The 26,315-nt window shown below is 64.2% G+C and carries 23 protein-coding genes, 1 tRNA gene and 1 pseudogene; 15 read left to right on the top strand and 10 right to left on the bottom strand.

Translation table 11 applies throughout. The features are described from left to right. Positions 1–226: 226 nt before the first annotated feature. Complete coding sequence (locus ROV93_RS19445; RefSeq protein ID WP_231298785.1) at positions 227–607, bottom strand: conjugal transfer protein TraD; 381 nt, start codon at positions 605–607, stop codon at positions 227–229. Positions 608–947: 340 nt separating this feature from the next. Between ROV93_RS19445 and ROV93_RS19450 the strand changes: the two genes are divergently transcribed. Next, positions 948–2,669 carry a MobA/MobL family protein gene (locus tag ROV93_RS19450; protein ID WP_099475867.1) on the top strand — a complete coding sequence of 574 codons (1,722 nt, stop codon included), beginning with the start codon at positions 948–950 and terminating at the stop codon, positions 2,667–2,669. 20 nt (positions 2,670–2,689) lie between these two features. On the opposite strand, the gene ROV93_RS19455 is transcribed toward ROV93_RS19450, so the two are convergent. Beyond that, positions 2,690–3,028 carry a helix-turn-helix transcriptional regulator gene (locus ROV93_RS19455; protein WP_099475866.1) on the bottom strand — a complete coding sequence of 113 codons (339 nt, stop codon included), beginning with the start codon at positions 3,026–3,028 and terminating at the stop codon, positions 2,690–2,692. 110 nt (positions 3,029–3,138) lie between these two features. Between ROV93_RS19455 and ROV93_RS19460 the strand changes: the two genes are divergently transcribed. The 6 genes from ROV93_RS19460 (at position 3,139) to ROV93_RS19485 (ending at position 9,242) form a co-directional block, all read left to right on the top strand. Continuing rightward, complete coding sequence (locus ROV93_RS19460; protein WP_224328466.1) at positions 3,139–3,462, top strand: hypothetical protein; 324 nt, start codon at positions 3,139–3,141, stop codon at positions 3,460–3,462. Between the two features lie 562 nt (positions 3,463–4,024). After that, a complete protein-coding gene (locus tag ROV93_RS19465; protein ID WP_099475863.1) occupies positions 4,025–4,972 on the top strand; it encodes a hypothetical protein in 948 nt (315 codons plus the stop codon). Between the two features lie 9 nt (positions 4,973–4,981). Then, complete coding sequence (locus ROV93_RS19470; RefSeq protein ID WP_143570043.1) at positions 4,982–5,578, top strand: hypothetical protein; 597 nt, start codon at positions 4,982–4,984, stop codon at positions 5,576–5,578. A 1,011-nt stretch (positions 5,579–6,589) separates the two neighbouring features. Then, on the top strand, positions 6,590–7,597 hold the full coding sequence (locus tag ROV93_RS19475; protein ID WP_158490954.1) for a Fic family protein: 1,008 nt from the start codon (positions 6,590–6,592) through the stop codon (positions 7,595–7,597). Further along, positions 7,594–8,523 carry a hypothetical protein gene (locus tag ROV93_RS19480; protein ID WP_188250283.1) on the top strand — a complete coding sequence of 310 codons (930 nt, stop codon included), beginning with the start codon at positions 7,594–7,596 and terminating at the stop codon, positions 8,521–8,523. Before ROV93_RS19475 ends, ROV93_RS19480 begins: the two co-directional genes overlap by 4 nt. Then, positions 8,508–9,242: a hypothetical protein gene (locus tag ROV93_RS19485; RefSeq protein WP_143570068.1), complete on the top strand. Its 735-nt coding sequence runs from the start codon at positions 8,508–8,510 to the stop codon at positions 9,240–9,242. The genes ROV93_RS19480 and ROV93_RS19485 overlap by 16 nt, the downstream gene beginning before the upstream one ends. A 90-nt stretch (positions 9,243–9,332) precedes the next feature. On the opposite strand, the gene ROV93_RS19490 is transcribed toward ROV93_RS19485, so the two are convergent. The 3 genes from ROV93_RS19490 to ROV93_RS19500 form a co-directional block, all read right to left on the bottom strand. Next, positions 9,333–10,913: a site-specific integrase gene (locus ROV93_RS19490; protein ID WP_099476067.1), complete on the bottom strand. Its 1,581-nt coding sequence runs from the start codon at positions 10,911–10,913 to the stop codon at positions 9,333–9,335. Between the two features lie 106 nt (positions 10,914–11,019). Further along, positions 11,020–11,093: transfer RNA gene (locus tag ROV93_RS19495), tRNA-Gly, on the bottom strand. Positions 11,094–11,210: 117 nt separating this feature from the next. Beyond that, on the bottom strand, positions 11,211–13,064 hold the full coding sequence (locus ROV93_RS19500; protein ID WP_312540962.1) for an autotransporter domain-containing protein: 1,854 nt from the start codon (positions 13,062–13,064) through the stop codon (positions 11,211–11,213). A gap of 210 nt (positions 13,065–13,274) precedes the next feature. On the opposite strand from ROV93_RS19500, the gene thiS reads away from it, so the two are divergent. The 4 genes from thiS to ROV93_RS19520 all read left to right on the top strand — a co-directional run bounded on the left by thiS (position 13,275) and on the right by ROV93_RS19520 (position 17,032). Further along, a complete protein-coding gene (gene thiS / locus ROV93_RS19505; protein WP_072167635.1) occupies positions 13,275–13,475 on the top strand; it encodes a sulfur carrier protein ThiS in 201 nt (66 codons plus the stop codon). A gap of 153 nt (positions 13,476–13,628) precedes the next feature. Beyond that, positions 13,629–14,423 (top strand): thiazole synthase, encoded by a 795-nt coding sequence (locus ROV93_RS19510; protein WP_312540966.1) that lies wholly within the window; start codon positions 13,629–13,631, stop codon positions 14,421–14,423. Beyond that, a complete protein-coding gene (gene trmB / locus ROV93_RS19515; RefSeq protein WP_053501092.1) occupies positions 14,423–15,157 on the top strand; it encodes a tRNA (guanosine(46)-N7)-methyltransferase TrmB in 735 nt (244 codons plus the stop codon). The genes ROV93_RS19510 and trmB overlap by 1 nt, the downstream gene beginning before the upstream one ends. A gap of 27 nt (positions 15,158–15,184) precedes the next feature. Continuing rightward, complete coding sequence (locus ROV93_RS19520) at positions 15,185–17,032, top strand: SLC13 family permease (protein ID WP_005418803.1); 1,848 nt, start codon at positions 15,185–15,187, stop codon at positions 17,030–17,032. Positions 17,033–17,423: 391 nt separating this feature from the next. Here ROV93_RS19520 and ROV93_RS19525 read toward each other — a convergent pair whose 3' ends face one another. Then, a complete protein-coding gene (locus ROV93_RS19525) occupies positions 17,424–17,759 on the bottom strand; it encodes a Rieske (2Fe-2S) protein (RefSeq protein WP_072167633.1) in 336 nt (111 codons plus the stop codon). A gap of 178 nt (positions 17,760–17,937) precedes the next feature. On the opposite strand from ROV93_RS19525, the gene ROV93_RS19530 reads away from it, so the two are divergent. The 4 genes and pseudogenes from ROV93_RS19530 (at position 17,938) to ROV93_RS19545 (ending at position 21,135) form a co-directional block, all read left to right on the top strand. After that, positions 17,938–18,219 (top strand): hypothetical protein, encoded by a 282-nt coding sequence (locus ROV93_RS19530; protein WP_005410817.1) that lies wholly within the window; start codon positions 17,938–17,940, stop codon positions 18,217–18,219. Between the two features lie 75 nt (positions 18,220–18,294). Further along, a pseudogene (locus ROV93_RS19535) lies at positions 18,295–19,010 on the top strand (fumarylacetoacetate hydrolase family protein). A gap of 54 nt (positions 19,011–19,064) precedes the next feature. After that, entirely contained in the window at positions 19,065–19,469 is a 405-nt protein-coding gene (mscL, locus tag ROV93_RS19540) for a large-conductance mechanosensitive channel protein MscL (RefSeq protein WP_072167632.1), read from the top strand. A gap of 244 nt (positions 19,470–19,713) precedes the next feature. After that, positions 19,714–21,135 (top strand): M28 family peptidase, encoded by a 1,422-nt coding sequence (locus ROV93_RS19545; protein WP_072167631.1) that lies wholly within the window; start codon positions 19,714–19,716, stop codon positions 21,133–21,135. Between the two features lie 126 nt (positions 21,136–21,261). Here the strand turns inward: ROV93_RS19545 and ROV93_RS19550 are convergent, their stop codons facing one another. The 4 genes from ROV93_RS19550 to ROV93_RS19565 all read right to left on the bottom strand — a co-directional run bounded on the left by ROV93_RS19550 (position 21,262) and on the right by ROV93_RS19565 (position 26,219). Beyond that, positions 21,262–22,713: an alanine/glycine:cation symporter family protein gene (locus tag ROV93_RS19550; RefSeq protein ID WP_072167630.1), complete on the bottom strand. Its 1,452-nt coding sequence runs from the start codon at positions 22,711–22,713 to the stop codon at positions 21,262–21,264. 10 nt (positions 22,714–22,723) lie between these two features. After that, entirely contained in the window at positions 22,724–23,710 is a 987-nt protein-coding gene (locus ROV93_RS19555; protein WP_072167629.1) for a hypothetical protein, read from the bottom strand. A gap of 166 nt (positions 23,711–23,876) precedes the next feature. Then, entirely contained in the window at positions 23,877–24,710 is an 834-nt protein-coding gene (locus ROV93_RS19560; protein ID WP_072167628.1) for a TrmH family RNA methyltransferase, read from the bottom strand. Continuing rightward, positions 24,711–26,219: an alanine/glycine:cation symporter family protein gene (locus ROV93_RS19565; RefSeq protein WP_072167627.1), complete on the bottom strand. Its 1,509-nt coding sequence runs from the start codon at positions 26,217–26,219 to the stop codon at positions 24,711–24,713. Positions 26,220–26,315: the final 96 nt, after the last annotated feature.

Below are 26,315 nucleotides of genomic sequence, written 5' to 3' on the forward strand. Positions count from 1 at the left end.
CGTGCTGCCAAGTGAAGCGGGGTCTGGGCATGGCGATCACGTGCATTCGGGGAAGCACCGGCCAGCAACAGCGCGGACACTGCCTCAACGTTTCCCAGATGGGCGGCGAAGTGGAGCGGTGTCTGACCGTGGCGATCGCGCGGATCAGGAAAGATGGTCGCGGCCAGTGCAGCGTTGAGCGCGGCAACATCGCCCATGACCACGGCCTCGTGTAATGGCGTCCAAGTCATGATTGCCCTGCCCTTCGAGTGGCAGCCCTCGCCTCCAAATGGGCGATGCCTTTCTCGCGCAGGGCATTTCGTCGGGTCGGTTGTAGCAACAGCTGCTCGCTCACAACCAACAATCCTCCGACAACTTCTGCCGGATCCCAACTGTCCACCCCGGCAGCGATTACCAGACCACCCAGTTCGATCTTCCGGTGGGCATCGGCACGGCGATCCGCTTCGCGTTGCTTCAGTTCTGCACGCCGGCGCTTGCGTTGCTCTTCGCGTTCGACGAGCAGCAGCTTGGCTTGCTCCTTGGCCAGCGCCCCGACCATCCGCTCCAACTTCAGTTTCTGCTTTTCAACGTTTCCCACAGCACGCTTGCTCTTGCTTCGTTGATCCATGCAACCAGAAATGGCGCGAAGCGCAAGGGGGGCCCGCCCCACCGTGGATGCGAGCGGTTAGCGAGCATCGCTTTTGCTCTTGGCTAAAAAGTTGACAGTTCTGACGTGCATGTAACCCTGAGAAGGGGGCCCGGCGAGCGGCAGCGAGCGGCCCGGTTCTATGCAGTTGGCAGGGGGCGATTTCGCCCCCAACAACCCAGCAATAGCGCACTTATGGTTTTGCTTCGCAAAACCGTGCGGTCAGGGCTTCGCCCCGACACCCGAACGCCACGCCTTGCGCGTCGCCTTCTCCCCAATCCTCGCCCCCATAGGGGGCTGCGGTGCATCGGAGCTTTGGGCAGTGGCGATCTACAGCGTTCAAGTGAAAAGTCTCAGCCGAGGGAAGGGCGACAGCGCGACCGCTGCCGCCGCTTACCGGGCTGGTCTCGACCTGGACGATCCCAGCGGTGCACGCCACAGCTACAGCCGCAAAACCGGCGTGCTTTCCGTGGACATGCTGGCCCCCACTAAGGCGCCGGCGTGGGCACTGGATCCGCACCAACTCTGGTCCAAGGTTGAAGAACACGAGACGCGGAAGAACGCGCGTGTCGCGCGCGAGGTGCTGATGGCTCTGCCCCACGAACTCACCCCCGAACAACGCCGGGTGCTGGCTCGGGAGGTTGGCCAACTGTTGGTGGAACGTTACGGCGTGGCCGTGCAGATCGCTCTACACGCCCCGGACAAGGGAGGCGATGAGCGGAACTACCACGCGCACATCCTCATGACCCCTCGCCAAGTGGGTCCGACCGGGTTTGGCGACAGCGCGGCCAGGATCTTGGACGAGTTCAAGGCAGGCGCTCAGGAGCTGAAAGCACTGCGGGCCTTGATCGGTGAGCGCATCAACGATGCCCTGAGCGCTGCCTGCCAATCGGCACGCGTGGACCACCGCAGCCTGCGCGACCAGCAAGGCAGCGCCATCGAAACGGGCGATTTCTGCGCCGCCGCCAAGCTGGACCGTCTGCCCTCCCAGCACGAAGGCAAGGCGGTCACCCAAGCCCGCCGAAGGGGGGAGCGCCTCCCTCGTGCAAAGCGCAACGATCGCTTGAAGACGGCGGGGGAACGGCGGTTCAACCAGCACTCCCGTCGCTTCGAGGAAATCAAAGCCAAGGCCGCCGCCGAAGGCCGATTGGCAGCCGTGGACGAACAAGCCCTGCATGCGCGCGCCTTGGTTGAACGCCGCAAAGCAGGGGCTCAGCGGTTGCAGGCTGCGACCGAAGCCCTTCTGGTTCCAAACACCCCCAAAGCCAATGGCGCCGTTCCAGCACGTGAGGTCCGTCCCGCTTCCCTCCAACCCAGATCCTCATTGCCCAAAAGGACCACTCGGGTGATCAGTCACCGGGGGAAAGAGGCAGCGGCCAAACTGCCTTCGCAAGTCCACACTCGGGTCACCGGTAATGGAACGAGGGAAAGCGAACAAGCGGCCCACCTGGCCAACCTATGGCTGGCTCAGGTGGAAAAAGACGTGGCCGATCTGATCCGGCGTGCCCTGGCTTGGGCTCAGAACCATGCTGATCCCTTGCCCCGCTCGCTGGCCCGGGACTACCTCTCTGCCGAGGGAGAAGCCCAGTTGGCCCTCGTCGTACGAAACCAAGCCGCGGCTGACCTCAAGCAGGCCCGACGGATCCGGCACGATGCCCGCTACTACCGCGATCAAGGCGAAGCAGGGTTGAAGGGCAAAGACAAGCTCGCCCAGCGCCTGGGCTGGACGCCCAGGACCCTGCGGGACCTGCAAGACGCGGTGAAACTGACTGAAGAGCAAGTAATCCTCGCCAAACAGGCCGAGCACCTGGCCGTCGGCACCCAGGAAAAGACCACCCGAGAAGCCGAGCGCCAACGCCAACGCCTCCTGCAGGCGTTCCACAAGGCCCGTCCCACCAAGGACTTCCGGTTCCCAGAGCAGTGGCCGCCTGTGGCGCCGTCGCCCGCAACAGAGCAATCACCAAGCAAGCAGCCTGGGGCGGACACCGGCATTCTGCCTCCGCGGTGGGAGCCCCCGCACCTTCGACGGCCGGGACCGCGCTAAGAACGCAAATGCACGTCCTGTCAGGGTGTGACGCTGTCGCCGGTGTATCCCTTGATGAGGCCCAACACCTCTTTTTGCCGCTCAACGGGCAGTCGGGCCACCAACAAAATGACTTCCGCCAACACATCCGAGCTCGCGTGGAAGTAGGCCGGCGGCACGCCAAGCGCCTTGCTTAGGGCCTCCAAGGTTTCGCCGTCGGGCTCTCGCTCCCCACGTTCGTAGCGGGACAGGCGTGACGAAGCCGATTTCTCATTCATGCCGATCAACGCCCCCAGTTCGACCTGCGACAACCCGGCAGCCTGACGCGCTGCACGGAGGCGAAGGCCGAAGACAGAGATTGCGGGCAACGGAGCGGGCATGGGGGACGGGCAATGGATCAGCTCCTTAGTCTGCACGGACTGGCATGATAAGGCACGCATCTGCCAAAATGGCAGATGCCGCCATCCGGTGGACTGCCAAGGAATTGATCATGAAGCCCGTTCGCACCGTGCTCGCATCGCTTGTTGCCGCGTTGAGCCTTTCTGGATGCAGCAGCAACCAGCCGTCCGTCGAAGAAGCTCAAACTGCCATCGGGGCCACCTTCACTCAGGTTTCCAGTGGATCCATGACCGTGATCGGCTATCGGGACTTCACACTTTCAAACTGCCGCAACGCCGCCCCCTCTGAGGGGGTCGTTTGTGACCTTGGAGGAGAGGTCGTCCTCAATGTGTCAGGCGCCGAACTGGTGCGCCCGATCGTGGAGCCCGTTCGTTTCAGCAAGTCCCATGGCACTTGGACCGCCCACAGGCCCTGACTATGAGCTCTTACGCGAACGTGGGCTGCGCGTCTGTTCTTCTCGGAGGGGCCGGTCTCGTCTTCGTCGGTGGTGGCTTGGAGATGCTCCAGAACGGAAGCTCATTTGGGTGGCTGGCGGTCTTGGGAGGCATTGGCACCTGGCTGGTGCTGGCCTTCCTCTCCTGGATCACCCATCGGGCCAACCGACGACGGGCGTGGATCAACCGCCAGCCCTTCCCCCATCACGCAGAAGAGGAGCTCCCCCGTGGGGGCTTCTGGCGGGGCTTCCTTTGGACTTGGGCCGGGGTCATCGCCGTCCACATGCTGGTCTTCCTGGTAAGCGGCTTCGCCGATATCCTCCCCAGCCCGGCCCAAGTGCGGGGCCTGACTGCGCTGGCAGAGTTGGTGCTAGTGCCGCTCCACGTGGCCCTACCACTAGCAGGGGGCACGTTCTTCACCCTTGTCCGATCTACGTCATGTCCCTAGGCATCGGAGACGACCTGGTAGATGGGCGCATAACGTCGTGCCATGTCAGAATGCGCAAACTCGCAGGATCGCTTGTGCATTCAGGGGGATGTTAAATGGCGCTTATTCGCCGGACCTTGTTGGTAAAGAAGGTTGCTCAGATTGATGGTCAGCGGTATCCGGCCATTCCGGCCATCAATCTTCACCTCCAAATGGATGCAGTCTTCACGGCTGCTAACACTGTTTGGGATCGTCACTATCCTAAGCGTGAAAAGATAAAGCCCGGCAACAGGTGTGTGTTCTTTGAGCGCGTGGAAAGGAAAGGGCAGGCAGTACTTTTTCATGCCTATTCATATGTGGCAGGCCTCACGCCAGACCAAGCCGTGCTTGATGACATTAAAGCCCGCATATCTGCCGAGCCTATTGTCGACGAGGACGGAACTCCCAAAGAGGTAGTGGAGCGCTTCGCGATCCTTGTTTTCGGCGAGGCAATTGTGATTGAAACTGCACGGGTTGCCGGCAGTGGCCCCCTTGCGATCCATGCAATTCGCGACCTTGTTCGTCGACACGTATCGCCCAAATTCCCTAATTTGCGGCTGGAAGATGCGCCGAGCTTAGGGTTCAAGGAAATGGCAAAGTTGCATCGAGGTGTGAAGGAGGTTACGGCGCGTCTTCACAGTGGCTTTGTCGCTGAGCCGAACACCTTTGGCAAGTCGTTAGAGACGTTCATCACTCCCAAGGGCTTGGGAGCGCTTAAGCGAGTGACCACCACTGTCGAAGCTTTGGATGGCCAAGAGCTTGATGTTGACGAAGTCGAAAAGTTGGTAAATGAAAGTGAGGATGGAACTGGCCTGAGTGGGATAACCGTCACATTTGTGGACGGCGTGTCACTGGGCGACCTTGAGAAGTATCGAGAGAAGTTGATGATCGAGGTTCAGCAAGTGCGTCCAGGCGTTCCAGCAGTCACAGAAATTGAGACGGAGGTGGTGAATTATATGACCCACCTAGTGACACCCAATGCGAACAATTTCCAACTTATTGATAACACCGGAAAATTCACGTAACACGGACCTATGAGTATCGCTGTGAGCCTACGAGATCTTACGCCTCCCGAGGTTTCAGCAGCTGCTGAAACGCTGGCGGCTGCGCGTCGTGATGCACTGCCGACGAAGGCCGCCAAGCGCTCCAGGATCGCTTTTTATGCTTTAACGTTGATATCTGGTGGGGCAATCGGGTATGTGCTCTTGCAAGTCGGGCTGATTGATCCCAAGGACAAAGATCTGTGGAGAGCGGTCCTTACGGCAACCTCAGTTCTCAGCGGGTTCATGATCGCGACCATGTTGTTCACTGGCAAGATTGACGTAGCTAAGAGTCTGTCTATCTCAGAACTTCGAGATGTTTCGCTTAAGGCGAACTATCTTCTTCTTTACCAGTTCGGAACACTGATAAATCACTTTACCTGTTTGGTGATGGCTCTCCTTGTTCCCGCGATTGTTTCACGCTGGGAGCAGGCGGGGCAGCCAGCAGTAATACTTGTTTGCGGCTTGTTTTTTGCTTCATTGATTAGGTCGACCTTGATCCCGCTTCAGATCATAGAGATTCACAGATTCACGCATGCTGCTTTGCTACGTGAAAAGAGAGATGAAGTAGCGAAGCTGCCGCCCATTTAGCCAAACTTTAAAAAAACGCCCCGGGCTTGACAAAGCTCCGGGGCGTTTTACTTTGAGTTCATGGCCCCCGGGTTGGACGACCCGGAGGCGAGCAAGGTAGTGACAGCTACGACATGCCCAGGCACTGGCCCCTCAAGGCCACTCTAGCAAGCCTCGGATGGACCGCAAGCCTCCCTCTCTTCTCTCCTCCCCGTCTGTCCAGCCCAAAGGCCGTTGGTAGCCGTATCACGGTGCCGGTGGAGTGACCGGCGGTGCGCAATGCAATACTGGGAGCCCAGTGCGGGCTTGGATTGACCATCACCAGCGTGCACCGGTTTTAAAGCGAGGGGACACAGGGCGCGGTATGGCCCGGCAACTCGCGCCAGCCAGGTAACGCAGATGTCGATGGTAACTGGGGAGTGCTCAATCTGGCCCCAGCAGCGTCTCCCATTCGCGGTCCCGTTACCAATGGTTCGTTGCTAGGAGAAGCCCCAGGAAAAACGCGCCTGGGCACGGGAAAAGTAAAGCAACACCGGAGAGACGCCCTCGCATGGGGGTGACAGGACCCGGACCCGGCGCGACTGATCGCGTGAACCTGTCGAAGCGGTGCAGATTAGGGAATCACCGCGCCCTGAAGTGCTGGGGGTCGCCGCCACGGGACCGACGCACGGGCCAAGTCACCCCACCGCTTTAGTCAGCGGGGTATGGGGAGACTTTGCCCTTCGGCTGGAGGGGACACGGAGGGGACCCGACAGCCGAAGGGCAAAGCAGGGGGGGGCTTTGGCAAAGCTATTGGGGTTTAAGGAAAAGCTTGTGCACGCTTTTCCCGTTTTCGAAAAGCAGATCGGGCGAAATTTTTTTCCCAAGTTCCGCTTTCACCCGCCCGCCCCTTGAACCATGCAGCTCGGCTGAGCGTGCGCTGCGATCGCTTTCGTGGGGAAGCACACCACTCACAACCATCCAAGACGGTGACAACTGTAACGAACGGCAGTGCACGCTCAGGCGCTGGACTTCACTCGCCTGGAACGCGCCGTGACACTGCACTACATTCCTTCTCCCCTGATCCGATCAGCGGGCGAAGCACAGATCTGGGGCACCCACGGCGTCGTGGTTTCGCAACCCCAACCACTGCGCTCCGAAGCATTTGAGCTGCGGCAGGCTTACGAGCCAAAGCTCCTGGAACCGGACCTTCACCCGCTCCTGCTGCTTTCGTCACGACTGAATCGGGTTCACTCCCAAGCTTACAACGGGGACTTCCTGCTGCCCGTCAGCGCCGTTGAAAAAGCCCACAAGGCAATCGCGCCCCTGAGCCCAGCGGATCTGCGCACAACCGATGCCTTGATCGCCTCACTGACGTCCGCAGCAGGCCTACAGGCACCTTCGCTTCGATCAGATCGTGCCTGGGTGGCAGGACGAGGCCCCAAAGAGGCGGTGCTCGTGCTGCCACCGGTCACGGTCGTCGATCCGCTGCTCGCCAATCTCCTGGCCACCCTCTCCCAGCACCAATCCAACTGCAACGAGCACCTCGACGAGGCGCTGGCGCATCAACTGCTGACGATCCACCCATTGGCCGATGGGAACGGACGGATCACACGTTCCTTGCTGATCAAGCTCGCCGCTCGCAAACGCAGTTTGTTCCCGCTCTACATTTGCTGGCGGCTAATGTTTGACAACTTGGCAACCGTTGCTTCGTGGAACGACGCCTCCCTCACCGGGCAGCACACGCCCGAGCCCGCAAGGATGGAGCGGTGGTTGGCAGCGGCGCGCGCCCTGACCTCCGCGTGGCGAGAGGCACGAACAGAACTCGATCGCAGGGCCATTGACGCCCTGCTGTTCACAGGAGCCGTGAACGAAGGCGCCGTGCAAGCCGTCAGCGAGAACTGCTCCCCACCGCTTGCCCGGCGAATTGCCTCGACCTACGCCGCATCCCCCCTCCCCTCCAAAAGAGACCTCGAAGAAGCCATTCAAACATGCATTGGAACGTGCAAGAAGCTCGCATCGCCCGCTTTGAAGCCCCCAAGGACTGATGGTGATTCATGAAGAACAAACCGACGTTAACTCCCGAAGACATCTCCACATCGCAGAACCTCAAACGCCAGATCCGCGACATCCTTCGCATATCGCTGATCGTGGGCGGGTCGTTGCTCGCAGCCCAATCAGGCATGGCCGACACCACCAACGACCGAGGAACGACCAACCTTCCCCCCGTTGATGCGATACCGCCTCCCTACGTCCCCCCCTACACCCCCCCCATGGATCCTCCTTCGGTTCCCGGAATTGGGGGCTACGATCCAGGCGAGGGAGGTGGTGGTGGGGGCAGTTCCTCCCCCCCCTCGGCAGACACTTGGAAACAGCGGGTTTGCGCAGAACACATTGCCAGGAAGCCCGCCTCCTGCCCTGCACGCATCCCGTTCCCGTCGGGGGCCAGCTACGCGAAAGATCGCTTGCCTGGCGCTTCTTGGGGGGCAAAGTCTACTGTCCTGATGGCGATTTCCTTCAGCGAAGGCCGAACTCACGGGTTTGGTCGAACCGTGCCGCCTGATCCGAACGCTCAGGCTTCCATGAAGGACGCCCTGGAACGCCAAACCCAGAATTACGCCAACCTGACAAAGGACTTCAACAGCGCAACCGGGGAGTTTCGCTACGCGGTTATGCATGCATGCGAACAGCAGCTTCAAGCATCAAGCGCGACCAGGGCGGGCATAAACATCACCATTCCTGAGTCATACTGTCTCGGCATCCTTAAGGCGATAGACGATGAGGTGGGGGCACCAGGCCTCGTCGAGACCTTCGTAGAATGGGCACGTCGCTACGGCGTGCCCGTGGAGGAGTACATCACCCCGCAAGGGGCAGGTGCGGTTGAGCTGGAGAAATCCCTGAAAGAGAAATGGAAATTTGTTTCTGAAGATGCCCAGTGCTCAACATGGTGGACGCAACTGGACCAACAGCAATGTTCAATTCCTTGACAGGTGAGCGCATGAAAAACTTCGCAATCGTGGCCATGCTTGCCTGCGCACTTTCCGCTTGCGCGGATAAGTCCCCCCCCGCAGCGGACGTTCAAACGACCGAACAGAAAGCCCAGCGGGACGACCATACACCCAAAAGCGAGACCCCACGCCCCACGCCATCCTCCAACGCCGGCGCAAACGCAGCCGAGCGCTCTGCTGAAGTTCAGCAGAGGCTGTGCCCTGCGGTGGATCCGTCCTGTGCGAGTGCCGGCCCACTGAGCGCCCGCTCTCCAGCCGAGGCCCAGTGGTTGATTCAGCATGGCTATCCCTCTGAACAGGAGAACGCCAAGTTGCATGCCGCCAGCCTGCAGTCCCTCCAAGAGATGGCAGCGTCTGGTAATAGGCCGGCCGCCGTTGTCTACGCGGAGAGAATTGCCTTGGAAGCCGGGAAATTCACGGAAGGCTCCGTGCTTCTCTATGAGCAAGCCAAATCAGGCAACCTGTTCGCCTACTACGGGCTTTCCAAGATCTACTACGACGACCCCAGCCACGGCTCCTTGGTGGATAGCGCCGCGTATCTCAAGGTTGCCTACCTGCTGGGTGACTCAAGGGCCTCGGAACTGCTGGATCGTCCGAAACTTGGCACCGCTGAACTGTTGTCAGCAGACAAGCGAGCGGCAGGGCTGCTAGAGACGTTCTCAGGCGGCGTGGAACGCTCTCCTCGCCCGCTGGAGTAAGCATGGGCTTGTAGAGCGGTAACCGCTCTGCTCACCGCCAACGCCAGCAAGTGAGTAGAAGCTCCAGTGCAGCTTCGGGAAGGCCCCCACTCACCTGGGGGCCTTTTTCTTTCCTCCGCGCCGACCAACTTCCCGCAGCTTCTGCTCGGCCGAGCGCAACGCCAAGTCAAACTGCCCCGGTTGATAGCGCGGCAACACAACCGGAGGCGAGAACTTGCCCAACGTCGCCACGCGGTCCGGCAGGGTGGAGCGGTGAATGTAGTGCTTCTCCAAAACCGTCTGCCCCGCAGCATGGCCGGTGACCGCGCCTATGGCCGCTGCCGACGCACCCGCGGCGTCGAGGCGATCGGCCAAGGTGTGGCGAAAACCGTGAAAGCCCTGCCCCTTTTCCTCGACGCCTTGCCGCTTGATGTAGGTGGAGAACTGGCGCGACAGCTGCCTGCCAAATCCCAGACCGGTGCTGTTCGGTAGATTGGGGAACAACTGCACATGGCCTGCGGCCTTGGCCTCCTGCACGTAGTCCAGGAACCCGGCCTCCAGCACGGGTTGCGCCAAGGGAATAAAACGGCGCGAATGCTTGCCCTTGATCCGTTGGCCCCTGGCCACCACCCGGACGTAGAATCCGGGAACGCCATCGACCGTTGCGATGTCATCCACTTGCAACTGAGCCACTTCGTTGACCCGTGCACCGCTGTAGAGCCCGAGCATCGGACCAAACCACCGATGCGGATACTTCGACGCCCAGGGAACAAACGCGCTTCCAAAAATGGCGCCCAACTCGCTGTCGGTGAAGGGAGATCCCCTGTCTTCTTCGTCCGGGGTCGCCACCGCTCGAACGCCTGCCAATGGATTGACCTCCACTCGCTTGGCCTCGACCAAGGAGATAAAGAACACCGACAGACGCTGGCGGTGCTTTTTGATGGTCCAGGCGGCCGGCTCGGGCTCATCGTTGGTCTTTGCCAGGGCCATCACCTCCAGCACCGGCATTCCTCGGTAAGCAGGCCGCTTGGATGCATTCGAAGGCCACCATCGAATTGCGCTGAAGAACTCGCGCACGTGATCTTGCGAAAGCTCGGACACAGGCAGATCTTCCCCTACCACGCCAGCAAACAACCGCAACGTGTGACGGCTCTCCAGAACCGTCTTTGGCTGCAACTTCGCGTTGGTCAAATCCGTCAGGTGGTTTTCGATGGCCTTAGACAGTGACAGTCCAACCGAACGACCTGTCGCCTCCCTCTTCGCATGCGCCTCCTGCTGCTTGAGCAGAAAATGCTCAGGAAGCAGGCCGATGCTTTCTACTGGATCGGCGCTGGCCATCTTTTCGAGGGTCTCGCGCCAGAACGCCATGTCTTCCGGCGTTTTGATCTCCACCTCAGTCACGCCCGCGCCGTTGGGGAACGTGATCCCTTTCAAGATCAGCTGCTGAACACCATTCCGCCGCACCCTGCGTAACACCTCGTCGATGTCCACCGCCTGCCCCTGTCTCAATGCTTGGAATGCCTGAGAGAGTGCCATGCCCATGCGGGCAGCGACCAGCCTGGCCACGTCTCCGAAGGGAGCGTGCAACGGACGAACGAGGAAGCGCGAGCCAACCAATGCTCGCAAGTCTTTCGGGACGAGAAAACGGGCATAGACCCCGCTTGGTCTGGCCAAAAGCAATGGCTTTGGCATGTTTGGCGATACCTCAAACGATACCCAGGAAGGTCGTTTGAGAGGCCGTTATCCAATCCAAAAACCCTCGCGCCTCCAGACACTTAGCGCGGATCTCGGTGTTGATTGGAGCGGGCGATGGGAATCGAACCCACGTCAGTAGCTTGGGAAGCTACAGCTCTACCATTGAGCTACGCCCGCAGTGCGCGGTGAAAGTCTATGCGGTTGGCCCGGTGTTGCGCAATGGCGGCCACCGCATCCGCGAGGGGTCAGAGCCCTTTCCTCGCGGAAAGGGCTCCGACCCCCGGCGGTTGCTGCTTAGAACGTGCCGCTGAAGTTGGCGAACAGGGTGGCGTCCTGCGCGCGCTTCTGGCCGGTCGACGCGCTCAGGCCGAAGTTGCTCTGCAGGCCGAACAGTTCGGTGCGGGCACCCAGCACGACGGTGGCGTAGTTCTTGTCGAACTTCAGGCCCGGCACGCGGTAGCTGCCCAGTTCCGGCAGGGTCTGCAGCCAGGCGCTGGCCTGCTTGGTGTCCTCGAACTCGTGGTCGTAGGTCACCTGCGCGTACGGCTTGAGGGTGCCGCCATCGAAGCGGGCCTGCCAGCCGATGCGGCCGACGGTCGAATCGACATTCTGGCGGTCGTAGCCCAGCGCGGTGGCCAGCGTGCCGGCCGCGGCGCTTTCGATGTAACCGTCGATCTTCACCTTCTGCCAGATCACCGAAGCGATCGGGCCGTGACGGAAGCCGCCTTCGGTGCCGAACTCGTAACCGGCGTTCAGGGCGGCGGTCAGGTTGCTGCCGTCCGGCGAACCACCATGCTCACGGGTGGCCGGGCCGAGCTGGACCTTGCGGTTCACGTCATAGGACAGCCAGGTGTAGCTGACCTGACCGTTCACCCAGATGCGGTCGCCGTACCAGCCAGCGAACAGACCGGCCGAGGTGTCCTTCTGGGTGAAGTCGCCGCGGTTGTTGCCGAAGTCGGCGTTGAGGCGACCGAAACCGGCGAAGCCGCCGAACACCATGCCGTCGCGTGCCCAGTCGATACCGAACAGGCCGGCCGGGGCCAGCCCGTCGTACAGGTCGGCGTGGTCGTAGCGCTGCAGGTCACCCCGCACGCCACCCCACCAGGACAGGCCGTCAGCCGGACGACCGCCCAGGTGCATGCTGACCTGGTCGGCGCGCGAGCGGCCGATGGTCTGCGCCGAGTGGCTCAGCACCTGCTGCAGGCGCGGCGCTTCCAGCACCGAGACTGCGTACTGGCCCAGCAGCTGATGGCCGGCGGTGGTCGGGTGCACGCCATCGGCGAACAGGTAGGTGTTGGCCGCATCCGGGCTGACGTAGCTGGTCGGGTTGCAGGTCAGGATGCTCTGCGTCGAGTTGGCCGGATCGATCTTGCAGGCGGTGCTGGTGACGTTGGTGAAACCGTACATGCCCGGGTTGGCGGTCACTTCACGCAGGATGCTGAAGGTATCGAGCGGAATGAACTCGATGCCCGCCTGCTTCAGGCCACCGTACAGGGCCTTGTTGTAGCCGGCCGACAGTGCGGTGGCGGCGGCGGCATTGGGGCCGCGGAACTGTGGGGTGATGCCCACATCCGGCAGGTTCGGTACCAGCACGTACTGGGCGCCGGCCTGCTTCAGCGCACCCACCAGCGCGATCTGGTCGGTGACCGCTGCGCCGATGATGCCCTGCACCTGGGCCTGCGACGCGCCACCTGCCGCCGCACGGGTGGCCGCGAACAGATCATTGGCGCCTCCCCATACGGTGTACAGGGCGTTGCCGTCAGCCTTGCCACCGTTCGCGGCAAGGTAGCGGGTTGCTTGCGACTTCAGCGACGGAATCACGCCCAGGCCACCGGCCTCGTCCACCGACACGCGGGCACCGCCGACTGCATAGTTGTCACCGCTCTGGCCGTTGCCGTTGGCGGCGCCATTGAGGCCATAGTAGTTGGCGACCTGCTGCGACCACACCCAACCCGGGTTGGTGGTGAACTGGCCGGTGACCGGACGCACATCGGCCGGCAGCAGCGGGCGGAAATAGCCGGCGTCGGTCAGGCTGTCGCCGAAGAACACGGCCTTGGAATACGGGGATTCGCCTGCCATGGCCGGAACCGCGGCCAGCGCGATCGCGGCCGCCATCAGGGAGCGGATCGGGCGTTTGCTGAGCAGCATGTAAGAAACTCCTGTGGGGATATCGTTGAGGACCCGGCGGACGTACGCCGGCGCACGGTGAATGGTTTCACTGCGCCGCCTTTTGCTCACGCTGCGCCGCCGCCGCATGGATTGTCGCCCGGCAGCGTCGGACAACGCTGTGCCGGGGCTGGCGGCCGAGGCAATTTGCAAGGGTTCCGATCCGCGAAGGCCATAGGCGACAATGCGGCGATGAACATCCAGCTCAACGGCGAACCCCGTACCCTGCCCGCCTCGGCGACCCTCCACGATCTGCTGCAGGCAGAGCAGCTGCTGCAACGCCGGGTCGCGGTCGAGGTCAACGGCGAGATCGTCAGCCGCAGCCGCCATGGCGATTACGTCCTGGCCGAGGGCGACGTGGTGGAGATCGTGCACGCGCTGGGTGGGGGCTGAGACCTATCCGCGCAGTGCTGGCCGCTGGCCGGCAATCCGACGCTGTCAGGCACCCTGCATTTGCCGGCCAGCGGCCGGCACTACCCATACCGATCCGCGGCCGGCACGCCATTGCGTGACCCCATCTTCAGGCGGATAAGCGATAATCGCGCCATGAACGTTCATGTCTCCCCCGATTCGCTGGTGATCGCCGGCAAGACCTATGGCTCGCGGCTGCTGACCGGCACCGGCAAGTTCAAGGACCTGGAAGAAACCCGCCTGGCCACCGAGGCCGCTGGCGCCCAGATCGTCACCGTGGCCATCCGCCGCACCAACATCGGGCAGAACCCGGGCGAGCCGAACCTGCTGGACGTGCTGCCGCCGGAGCGCTTCACCATCCTGCCCAACACCGCCGGCTGCTACACCGCCGAGGACGCGGTGCGTACGTGCCGCCTGGCCCGTGAGCTGCTGGACGGCCACAACCTGACCAAGCTGGAAATGCTGGGCGACCAGAAGACCCTCTACCCGGACGTGATGCAGACCCTGAAGGCTGCCGAGCAGCTGGTCAAGGACGGTTTCGAGGTGATGGTCTATACCTCCGACGACCCGATCCTGGCCAAGCGCCTGGAAGAGATCGGCTGCGCTGCGGTGATGCCGCTGGCCGCGCCGATCGGTTCGGGCCTGGGCATCCAGAACAAGTACAACCTGCTGCAGATCATCGAAGACGCCAAGGTGCCGATCATCGTTGATGCCGGCGTGGGTACCGCGTCGGACGCGGCGATCGCGATGGAGCTGGGCTGCGACGGCGTGCTGATGAACACCGCCATTGCCGGTGCGCGCAGCCCGGTGCTGATGGCCAGCGCGATGCGCAAGGCGGTCGAGGCCGGCCGCGAGGCCTTCCTGGCCGGGCGCATCCCGCGCAAGCGCTACGCCAGCGCCTCCTCGCCGGTGGACGGGCTGATCGGCTGATGACCAATCCTTTTGACAGCGCCGGTTCCAAGGCCCCGCCCAAGCCCTTCACCGTGAGCGAGGGCCGCCGCGAGGTGCGCAGCTTCGTGTTGCGCCAGGGCCGTTTCACTCCCGCCCAGCAGCGCGCATTCGACGAACGCTGGCCGCGCTTCGGCATCGATTACAACGGCCAGCCGCGTGACCTGGACGCCACCTTCGGCCGCCCGGCACACAAGGTGCTGGAGATCGGCTTCGGCAATGGTGCCGCGCTGCGGTTCGCCGCCCAGCACGACCCATCGCGCGACTACATCGGCATCGAGGTGCACGCCCCGGGCGTGGGCCGGCTGCTGAACGCGCTGGCCGAGGACAATGCCGACCACGTGCGCCTGTACCACCACGACGCGGTGGAAGTGCTGCAGAACGAGATCGCCGACGGCGCGCTCGATGAAGTGCGCATCTACTTCCCGGACCCATGGCACAAGAAGCGCCACAACAAGCGCCGCCTGCTGCAGCCGGCATTCGCCGAACTGCTGGTGCGCAAGCTGCGCCCGGGGGGCCGCCTGCACTGCGCGACCGACTGGGAAGACTACGCCGAGCAGATGTGGGACGTGCTCGACGCCACCGCCGGCCTGGTCAACCGCGCCGGCCCGCGGGGCAGCGTGCCGCGCCCGGACTGGCGCCCGCAGACGCACTTCGAGACCCGCGGCCAGAAGCTCGGCCACGGCGTCTGGGACCTGTTGTACGACCGCACCTGACGATCGCCTGAGGACGCCGCGCCCCACATGGATACCGCGCTGACGCTGACCAACGACATGAAGCTCGTGCTCGGGCTGGTCGGCTTCACGATGGCGATGTTCCTGTTCGAGCGCATCCGCGCTGACGTGGTGGCGCTGGTGGTGCTGGTGGTGCTTGGTGTCACCGGCCTGATCGCGCCGGAGGAGATCTTCGGCGGTTTCTCCGGTAACGCGGTGATGAGCATCATCGCCACCACCATCCTCGGTGCGGGCCTGGACCGCACCGGGGCGCTGAACCGGCTGGCGGCCTGGCTGCTGCGGCGCGGCCACGGCGTCGAGCAACGGCTGCTGATGATGACCACCGCCATCGCCGGCCTGAACTCGTCCTTCATGCAGAACCCGTCGGTGATGGCGTTGTATCTGCCGGTCGCCTCGCGACTGGCGGCGCGCACCGGGCTGACGATGCAGCGCCTGCTGCTGCCGATCTCGGCGGCGATCGTGATGGGCGGCGCGCTGACCATGGTCGGCAATTCGCCGCTGATCCTGCTGAACGATCTGCTGGCCTCGGCCAACAACAACCTGCCTTCCGGCCTGGCCACCATCGAGCCGCTGCGCATGTTCGCGCCGCTGCCCATCGGTGTGGCGTTGCTGATCGCTTCGTTGCTGTACTTCCGCTACTACGGCGACCGCAAGCTGATCGAAGAGGAAAGCCTGGTCAATGACGGGGTCACCCCGGCGCGCACCGAGAGCTACTTCGCCAAGACCTATGGCATCGAAGGCGATGTGTTCGAGCTGGTGGTGACCGCCGAGAGCCCGCTGGTGGGCATGACCTTGGGCGAGGCCGAGACCCTGCACGATGCGCCACTGCTGCTGGCCCTGAAGACCGGCAACGACACCCGCCTGGCGCCGCCGGCGGAGATGCGCATCTGGGTCGGCAGCGTGCTCGGTGCGATGGGACCGCGCCAGCAGATCAGCGACTTCGCGCAGAACCAGTTCCTGCGCATGTCCTCGCGCCTGAAGCACCTGGGTGACCTGTTCAACCCCAGCCGTGCCGGCATTTCCGAGGCAGTGGTGCCACCGACCTCGAACGTGATCGGCAAGAGTGCGGCCGATCTGCGCCTGCGCAAGGAGCGCGGCATCAGCCTGCTGGCGATCAACCGCGACAAGCAGGTGATCCGCGAGGACGTGCGCGACGTGCAGCTGCGCGCCGGCGACATGCTGGTGTTCCACAGCATCTGGACCGACCTGGCGCAGGCCGCGCGCAGCCGTGACTTCGTGGTAGTGACCGATTACCCGACCGGCGAGCAGCGCCCGCACAAGTTCAAGATTGCGATGGCGATCTTCGCGCTGACCATCCTGATCGCGCTGACCAGCAAGCTGCCGGTGGCGCTGACGCTGATGACCGGCGTGGCCGGCATGCTGCTGACCGGCGTGCTGCGCATGGACGAGGCGTATGCCTCGATCAACTGGAAGACGGTTTTCATGATGGCCGGGCTGATTCCGCTCGGCTGGGCGATGGATTCCAGCGGCGCGGCCGCGTGGGTGGCCGGCCATACCATCGACAAGCTGCCGACCGGCATTCCGGTGTGGGTGCTGGAGGTGGCGCTGGCGCTGCTGACCACGGCGTTCTCGCTGGTGATCAGCCATGTGGGTGCGACCATCGTGATGGTGCCGATCGCGGTGAACCTGGCACTGGCAGCGGGGGGCAACCCGACCGCGTTCGCGCTGATCGTGGCGCTGTCAGCGTCCAACAACCTGATGACGGCCTCCAACCCGGTGATCTCGATGATCACTGGCCCGGCCAACTACACCCCGCGCGAGATGTGGCGGGTCGGCGGCCCGCTGTCGCTGATCTATACCTGCGTGGTGGTGCTGATGATCAACCTGATGTTCTGAGGGTTGGGGTTTGTTGGCAGGGCTGCGCCCTGCACCCGCAGAAGCCGAAGCAACAGCAACAGCAACAACGTGCATTCCGTGGGATGGCGGGGTGGGTCCGGTTGCGGGGGACGCTGCAAGTACGTCCCTGTAAGCTCGGTCGCCGCATCCATGCGGCTCACGCCCCCGCAACCGGACCCACCCCGCCTTCGACAGTTTCACGCGGCTGGTGGTGGGTGCCGACCGTTGGTCGGCACCGATCTCGCTCTGGTAGCTGTCGACCTTGGTCGAGACCGTAGATCCACGCCATGCGTGGATGCCTTTTGTAGCGTCGAGCCATGCTCGACTGCTCCTGGCTTGATGGGGTCAGAGCCGTTTTCCTGCGGAAAACGGATCCGACCCCCAGCTGGCCTCAAGCCAGGTAAACCTGCCCGTCGCGCACGTCCACCGGCACAGCGCGCAGCCGGTCGCCCTTGCAGGGGCCGGCGATGCAGTCGCCGCTGTCCAGCGCGAACGAGGCACCATGCGCGGCACACACCAGATGACCCTCGCGGCTCTTCAGGAACTGGCCCGGCGCCCAGTCCAGGCGGCGGCCGGCGTGCGGGCAGATGTTCAGGAACGCACGCACCTGCGCGCCGTCGCGGTAGAGCAGCAGCGATTCGGCATCGCCATCGACCACCGCTTCGACCTCGGCAAACGCGCCATCGGCAATGGCATCAAGGGCGATCAGGGCAGCAGCGATAGTCATGGCGAAGGCTCGGACGGTAAACCGGAATTGTCGCATGCCTGCTCAGGTGACTGGCTGCGACATGAACACAAGTCATTGATCCGTAATAAGCACAGGCTATATTTAACGAGTTTTTCACTCAATGAAAGTGGCGCGTCCCGATACTTTGGTTTCGCTGATCCCAGCCTATCGAGCCGCCATGTTCAATCGCGCATCCGCCTTCAACCAGTTCCGTACCCTGTTCGCGCCGCGCAAGCCGCGTCACCCGCTGGTGCGCGTTGCCGTTGGCCTGCTCGGCCTGGCGATCCTGGCGGCGATGGTGTTCATCGGTGTGTTCGTTGGCGCGGCGATGATCCTGGTCGGCCTGGCGTGGAAGCTGCTGGCCTCGCGCAAGCCGGGCGTTGCGCGTCCGGTTGACCCGACCGTGGTTGAAGGCGAGTACCGCGTGGTGCGCAAGCCGGTGTTGCCGGCCTCGCGCTGATCCAGGCCTTCCGCACCCGCTGACGGCGGGCGCCATGCGTTCTAGACTGCGGGCACGCCCTTCCTGGATGCCCGCATGTCCGATGTCTCCGATGTGATCCCTGCCGTAGCCCTGCCGCGTGTACCGGTAGCCGGTGGCGGCAGCTTCCCTGTGCACCGCATCTACTGCGTCGGCCGCAATTTTGCCGACCACGCCCGCGAAATGGGCGCGGCGGTGCCGGCGGCCGATGACCGCGGCCGCCCGATGTTCTTCAGCAAGCCGGCCGACGCCATCGTGGTCGGCCACGACGATGTCATCCCCTATCCGCCAGCACCGCCAACCTGCACCACGAAGTGGAACTGGTGGTGGCGATCGGCCGCGATGCGCCCGCAGGCGAGCTGGCCGTGGCCGACGCCGATGCGCTGGTCTATGGCTACGCCGTCGGCCTGGACCTGACCCGCCGCGACCTGCAGGCCGCGGCCAAGGACAAGGGCCACCCGTGGGACGCGGCCAAGGGCTTCGACGCCTCCGCGCCGATCAGCGAAATCGTCCACGCCGAGGAAGTCGGCGACCTCGCCGCGCTGAACCTGTCGCTGGAGGTCAACGGCGAAGTGCGCCAGCAGGCACTGCTCGACCAGATGATCTGGAACGTACCGGAGATCCTGCATGAGCTGTCCAAGCTGTGGCAGCTGCGTGCCGGCGACCTGGTGTTCATGGGCACCCCGTCCGGGGTGGCTGCGTTGAAGCCCGGCGACCGCTTCAGTGCCCGCCTTGAAAACGTGGCCGAGCGCCACGGCGTGATCGCCGGCTGACATCACCTGCGCTACCCTGCGCGCTGTCCACTTCCCCACCGGAGAAAAACAACAATGGGAATGCTCACCGAGTTCAAGGAATTCGCCATGCGCGGCAACGTCATCGACCTCGCCGTCGGCGTGGTGATCGGCGCGGCCTTCGGCAAGATCGTGACGGCGCTGGTCGAGAAGATCATCATGCCGCCGCTGGGCTACCTGATCGGGCGCGTGGATTTCTCCAGCCTGGCCTGGACGTTGTCGCCAGCCCGGATCGGACCGGATGGCAAGGAGATCCCGGCGGTGGTGGTTGGCTACGGCGACTTCATCAACACCGTCATCCAGTTCGTGATCGTGGCTTTCGCGATCTTCATCGTGGTCAAGGCGATCAACCGGCTGTCTCGCAAGAAGGAAGCTGCCCCGGCGGCGCCGGCCGAAGAAGTGGTGCTGCTGCGCGAGATCCGCGACAGCCTGAAGAAATGAGGTATCGGGCGCCTATGGGCGCCCCTCCCATCTGTAGAGCCGAGCCCACGCTCGGCTGATCTGCAAAAGGCAGCCGAGCATTGGCTCGGCTCTGCAGAAGCAGGCGAAAGCCCCGCCCCGGCGGGGCTTTCGCTTTGCCGGTCATGGCGGAAAACAGCGTTCGCGCCAGCCATGACCTCCCGCCCATGCGCCGGGCTGAACGACTGTTAAGCTCCAAGGCTTAGGTCCCTTCCCGGAGTTGTCCATGCGTCGCCGCGTCCTTGCCATCGCATCCTCCCTCGCCCTGCTGGCCGCCCCGGCCTTCGCGGCGCCGCACACCACTACCCTGCCCCCGGCGTCGCTGGCCACCGCCGCACAGCTGCGCGACCAGGCGCTGGCCGATGACACCGGCTGGAAGGTTGTCGAGTCGCTCACCACCGAGATCGGTCCGCGCATCGCCGGCAGCGAAGCCGACGCCCGCGCCGTGGCCTGGGCCGAAGCCAAGTTCAAGGCCCTCGGTTTCGACAAGGTGTGGAAGGAGCCGGTGACATTCCCGAAGTGGGAGCGGCGCAGTGAACACGCCGCCGTGACCGGCAGGAACCCGCAGCCGCTGCAGATCACTGCACTGGGCGGCAGCCCAGGCGGCACCGTGGAAGCCGAGGTGGTGCGCTTCGCCGACCTGGCCGCGCTGCAGGCCGCACCGGCGGGCTCGCTGAAGGGCAAGATCGCCTTCGTCGATTACCAGATGCTGCCCTTCCGCGATGGCCGCGATTACGGCCGCGGCGGTGCGATCCGCAGCAAGGGGCCGTCCGAAGCGATCCGCAAGGGCGCGGTCGGTTTCCTGATGCGCTCGGCCGGTACCGACTCGCACCGCGTGCCGCACACGGGTATCACCCGTTTCGATGACGGCCTGACCCCAGTGCCGTCGGCCGCGCTGTCGGTGCCCGATGCCGACCAGCTGGCCCGCCTGCTGGCGCGTGGCAGCACCACGGTGAAGATGGCACTGGATTGCGGTTGGGATGGCATCGCCACCTCCTACAACGTGATCGGCGAGATCACCGGCCGCAGCCTGCCGAAGGAAGTGGTGGTGATCGGTGGTCACCTGGATTCGTGGGACCTGGGCACCGGCGCGGTGGATGACGGCGCGGGCGTGGGCATCACCATGGCCGCAGGCCATCTGATCGGCCAGCTCAAGCAGGCACCGAAGCGCACCATCCGCGTGATCGCCTTCGCCAACGAGGAACAGGGCCTGTACGGCGGCAAGGCCTACGCCGAAGCGCACGCGAAGGACGTGGCCCTGCACCAGCTGGCCGCCGAGAGCGACTTCGGCGCGGGCCGCATCTACGCCTTCAATACCGGTTCGCCGAATCCGGCAGGCTCGCGTGAAGCGACGAAGCAGATTGCCGAAGTGATGAAGCCGCTGGGCATCGAGTACCAGGCCGACAAGGGTGGCCCGGGCCCGGACGTCGGCCCACTGGCCGCCAAGGGCGGTGCGTGGGCGTGGCTGGCGCAGGATGGCTCGGACTACTTCCACCTGCACCACACCGCCGACGACACGCTGGACAAGATCGACCCGAAGGCACTGGCGCAGAACGTGGCCGCGTACACCGTGTTCGCCTACCTGGCGGCGGAAGCGGATGGCAGTTTCGGTAGCGAGGCCAAGGCGACCACACCGCCGAGCGAATGATGCGCTTGCGCCGGGCCATGCCCGGCGAGCACAGCGGGACGAGCGGTGCGAACCGAGGTTCGCACCCATCGGGTGATGGCGTGAGTCAGACCCCTCGCCATGGCGAGGGATCCGCCCCCGATCCGGTCAGCCTTCCCACACGCTGGTGTTGCGCACGCCCAGCAGTTCCGGGTTGAACAGTGGATCCTTGCCGGCATGGCGATGCTGCTCGTAGTCCCGCAGCGCCGCCAAGGCCGGTTTCTGCAGCAGCAGGATGGCGATGATGTTCAACCAGCTCATCAGGCCGACGCCGATGTCACCCAGCGACCAGGCCACCGTTGCACTGTTCACCGCCGAGTAGCCTGTTGCCGCCAGGAACAGCAGCTGGAAGCCGCCGATCACCCAGGGTGCCGGACGGTTGCAGCACAGATAGCTGACATTGGTCTCGGCCATGTAGTACAACGCCAGCAGTGTGGTGAACGCGAACGGCAGGATCGCCAGCGCCACGAATGAACGGCCGAAGCCCGGCAATGCCGATTCCACCGCATGCTGCACGAAGCGTGGCCCGGCCTCGACGCCCGGCAGATTGCCCAGCAGCAGGCGCGTCTCATCCGGAATGCCGTTCACTGCCGGGTCGTAGACGTTGTACAGGCCCGTGGAGAGGATCAGGAAGGCCGTGGCACTGCACACCACCATCGTGTCGATGTAGACCGAGAACGACTGCACCAGGCCCTGCTTGACCGGATGCGAGACTTCCGCGGCAGCGGCCGGATGCGCGCCACTGCCCATACCGGCCTCGTTGGACAGCACGCCGCGGCGCACGCCCCACTGGATGGCAGTACCGATCATCGCGCCGAACGCTGCATCCACGCCGAATGCACTGCGCAGCACCAGCATGATCACCTCCGGCACCTTCTCCGCGTTCAGCACCATCACCAGCGCCGTGACCAGCAGGTAGGCCACGGCCATCAGCGGCACCACCCATTCGGCCACGCGCGCAATGCGCCGCACACCGCCGATGAGGATGGCGCCCAGCACCACCAGCAGAACCGCGGTGGTGGTCATCACCGGTACGTCCCAGGCTTCGTTCACCGCACTGGTGATCGCATTGGACTGGGTGCCGGCCAGCATCGCGCCCGCCAGCACCGTCACCAGTGCGAACAGCACTGCATACCAGCGTTGGCCGAGGCCTTTCTCGATGTAGTACGCCGGGCCGCCCCGGTACTGCCCTTTGCCGTCTCGATCCTTGTAGATCTGCGCGAGCGTGGATTCGATGAAAGCACTGGACGCGCCGAGGAAGGCGACGATCCACATCCAGAAGATCGCGCCGGGGCCGCCGAAGGCGATGGCCATGGCGACGCCGGCGATGTTGCCGACGCCCACGCGGCTGGACAGCGAAATGGACAACGCCTGGAACGGTGAGACGCCGGCATCGGAGCGCTCATGGCGGAACATCAGGCGCAGCATGTCCGGCAATGCACGCAACTGGATGAAGCGTGTGCGCACGCTGAAGTACAGGCCGGCGAGCAGGCACAGCACCACCAGGTAGGGGCTCCAGACGACGCCGAGGATCGTGTTGACGATGGATTCGATGTTCATCGGCGGCCCCTCAGAAGAACATGCCCAGGGCAACCTGGGGGCTGACGATTCGACTGGTGTTGCGGCCCGCCACGCTGAACTCCACGCCGGCGATCAGGCCCAGCGTCGGGCTGAAGTGGTACTCCACGGCCGGCGCCAGGGTGACGCTGCGGCTGGCCGGGCGATGTTCGTCGATACGCTCGAAGGCACCGCTTGCGTTGCGCGCGAATCCACTCAGGCGCTGTCCGGTCTCACGGCTGGCGGCTACTTCCATCACACCTACCCAGCGCGAGTTGAAGCTGTACTCGGCACCCACCGACAGGCCCAGCACCGAACCGCGGGAGATGTGGCCCTGGAAGGTGTCGTCGGTGCCATAGACACTGGCGCCGGAAATGGCAGTGCGCGATGGTGCCGGCCCGGCGCTGAGCTGGGCACGCCAGCGCAGCGGACGCTCGTTGCCCAGCCACACCACCTGCTGCATGCCCAGCGCTGCAGTGGTGCGCTGCACGCCGTCGCCCTGCGCATCGAGCGGATTGCCGGTGATGCGGTCATGGCTGCCGGTGCTGAAGCGCTGCACCAGCGCGACCGAGATGGCCGGGCGCGTGCCATCGGCGTTGGGCGCCTGCAGCAGGTACTGCAGCCGCGCGGTGGTATCGCCAGCGCGGAAACCGCTGCTGCGTGCGCTGCCCTGTTCGGCGCGCGATGCACTGAGATTGACCTGGCCCATCACCCGGTCGCTGAAGCCGTAGATGATCGGCACCACCGTGGCCCATGCACCGCTACGCTGCCCACTGCGGCGGCGATGGCCGCCATCGTCATAGTGATCGCGACTGTCGACCCTCACCAGATAGGGTTCGATGTACCAGTTGCCCTGCGGCAGGCCGGCCGGATTGGGGGTGATCAGCGGCCCGGTGAAGTTGACGCCGTCCAGGCTGCGTTCGCCGGCTGCGGCACGGCCGCTGGCAAGGACACTGGTCAGTACCAGCAATGCGATGAGGATACGGCGTGGGTGATGCATGGCAGCCTCTTCTGGACAACGTGGGATGGAGTTCCACCCTGCGTTGCCGGAAGCGGCTGACCAATAAGGAAACTTTCAAAACGTCATGCGCGCTTGACGCGTTTACCCCCCCTGGAAGGGGTCAGAGCCCTCGCCTGCGGCGAGGGATCCGACCCGGGATACCGGATCAGCCGCGACGGCTCGCCCATTGCGCCAGCAGCACGGCCGTGGCCGAGGCCACATTCAGGCTCTCCACGGCGCCGCTGCCGGGAATCGAGACCTGCAGGTCGCACGCCCCCGCCAGGCTGCGGTCCATGCCCTCGCCTTCGGCGCCCATCACGTACACCAGCCGCTCCGGCAGGGACGCGCGGAACACGTCATCCCCGCCCTCGACCAGGGTCGCGGCCAGGCCGAAACCGGCTGCGCGCAGTTGCGCCATTGCCTGAGCGGTCTCCGGCAGCTGCACCAGCGGCACCGCTTCGGCACCGCCTTCGGCCACGCGCGCGGCGGCGCCGGACAGGGCGAGCGTGCTGCCGGCCGGCAACAGCAGCGCCTTGGCACCGAAATGCGCGGCCGAGCGCAGGATCGCGCCGAGATTGTGCGGGTTGCCCACGCCATCCAGCCACAACGCCAGCGCCGGGCCGTCACCGACCTGCTGCAGCCACTGCGCCAGCGGCAGCGACGGTGCGCGCAGCATGTCGGCCACCACACCTTCGTGATGGGTGGTGCCGGCGAGCTTGTTCAGGTCGCCATCCTCGACCACGCGGTAGCCCACGCGGTTGGCCACGCACCACTTCAACAGCGGCTGCAGGCGCGGGATGCGTGCTTCCAGCAGGTACAACTTGCGCAGCGCCTGCGGCCGCGCTTCGAACGCAGCCAGCACGGCATTCAGGCCGTACAGACGCAGCTCATCGCTGCCACCGCGCCCACCACCGCCCGTGGCCGGCACCTCCGGGCGCGGCAACGGCGTTGCGCGCGGCGGACGGGCGGACGGGCGGCGGTTGTTCCAAGGGTTGTTCACTTACACACTCTCCTGCTTGCGCTGGCGCCAGAAATCGGCGTTCTTGATGCCCAGGGCATCAGGGTCGAACACCGGATCCAGGCCCAGCTTCTTCTGTCGTTCGTAGTCACGCAGGGCCAGCATCGCCGGCTTCTGGATGATGAGGATGGCGATGATGTTCAGCCAGGCCATCAGGCCGACGCCGATGTCGCCCAGCGCCCAGGCCAGGGTGGCATTGTGGAACGCGCCGAACACCACCATGCCGATGATGCCCAGGCGCAGCAGCAGCACGGTCAGCGGCCGCTTCCTGTTGTGGTTCACATAGCTGAGGTTGGTCTCGGCCATGTAGTAGTACGCCATGATGGTGGTGAAGGCGAAGAAGAAGATGGCCACCGATACGAACGCCGAACCCCAGCCCGGCAGCACCGCTTCCACGCCGGCCTGGGCGTAACCGGCGCCTTCCGGAATGCCGGCCAGGCCCTGGAAGATCGGCGCGGCGCCCTCCACCGGCGAGTACACGTTGTAGGTACCGCTGGCCAGGATCAGGAACGCGGTGGCGGTGCACACCATCATGGTGTCGAAGTAGATCGCGAAGGCCTGCACATAGCCCTGCTTGGCCGGGTGCGAGACTTCCGAGGCAGCCGCAGCGTGCGGGCCCGAGCCCTGGCCGGCTTCGTTGGCGTAGATGCCGCGCTTGATGCCCCACTCCACGGCCAGGCCCATCATCGCGCCGAATGCGGCATGCGTGCCGAAGGCACTCTTGAAGATGATGCCGAACATTTCCGGCACGCGGTCGTAGTTGATGATCATGATGATGATGGCCATCAGGATGAAACCGGCGGCCATGAACGGCACCACCACTTCGGCGAAGTTGGCGATGCGCTTGACGCCACCGAAGATGACCACGCCTAGCAGCAGCGCCACCACGATGCCGATCCCCAGCTTCAGCGCCTGCACCGATTCCATGCCGAAGGCCTGGCCATCGAGCGGACCGCACAGCGCGGTGCCACGGCAGGCGTTGATGATGCTGTCGGCGATGGCGTTGGCCTGCACGCCCGGCATCAGGAAGCCTGCGGCGATGATCGTGGCGATGGCGAAGGCCAGCGCATACCACTTCAGGCCCATGGCCTTTTCGATGTAGTACGCCGGGCCGCCGCGGTAGCGGCCTTCGGCATCCTTGGTCTTGTAGATCTGCGCCAGGGTGCATTCGACGTACGAGGTGGATGCGCCAAGGAAGCCCATCACCCACATCCAGAAGATCGCACCGGGACCGCCGAAGGCGATGGCGGTGGCCACGCCGGCGATGTTGCCGATGCCCATGCGGCCGGCCATCGACATGGCCAGCGCCTGGAACGAGGACACACCGGCGTCGGATTTCTCCCCCCTGACGGTGAGGCGGCACATCTCGACGAAGCCACGGATCTGCATGAAGCGGGTGCGCAGGCTGAAGAACAGGCCGGCGCCCAGGCACACGAAGATCAGTGCCTTGCTCCAGATGATGCTGTTGATGAAGTGTACGGTTGCTTCCACGCGCGCTCTCTCCAGTCGGCGGGTTGTAAGGACGTCCCGTCGGCTGGAGGGGACCGGTCGATTCTCCCTGATCGAAGGCCGCTGCGGTAGCGCTGT

The organism is Stenotrophomonas maltophilia group sp. msm4 (genome assembly GCF_032025605.1).
GTDB classification, from domain to species: Bacteria; Pseudomonadota; Gammaproteobacteria; order Xanthomonadales; family Xanthomonadaceae; genus Stenotrophomonas; species Stenotrophomonas sepilia.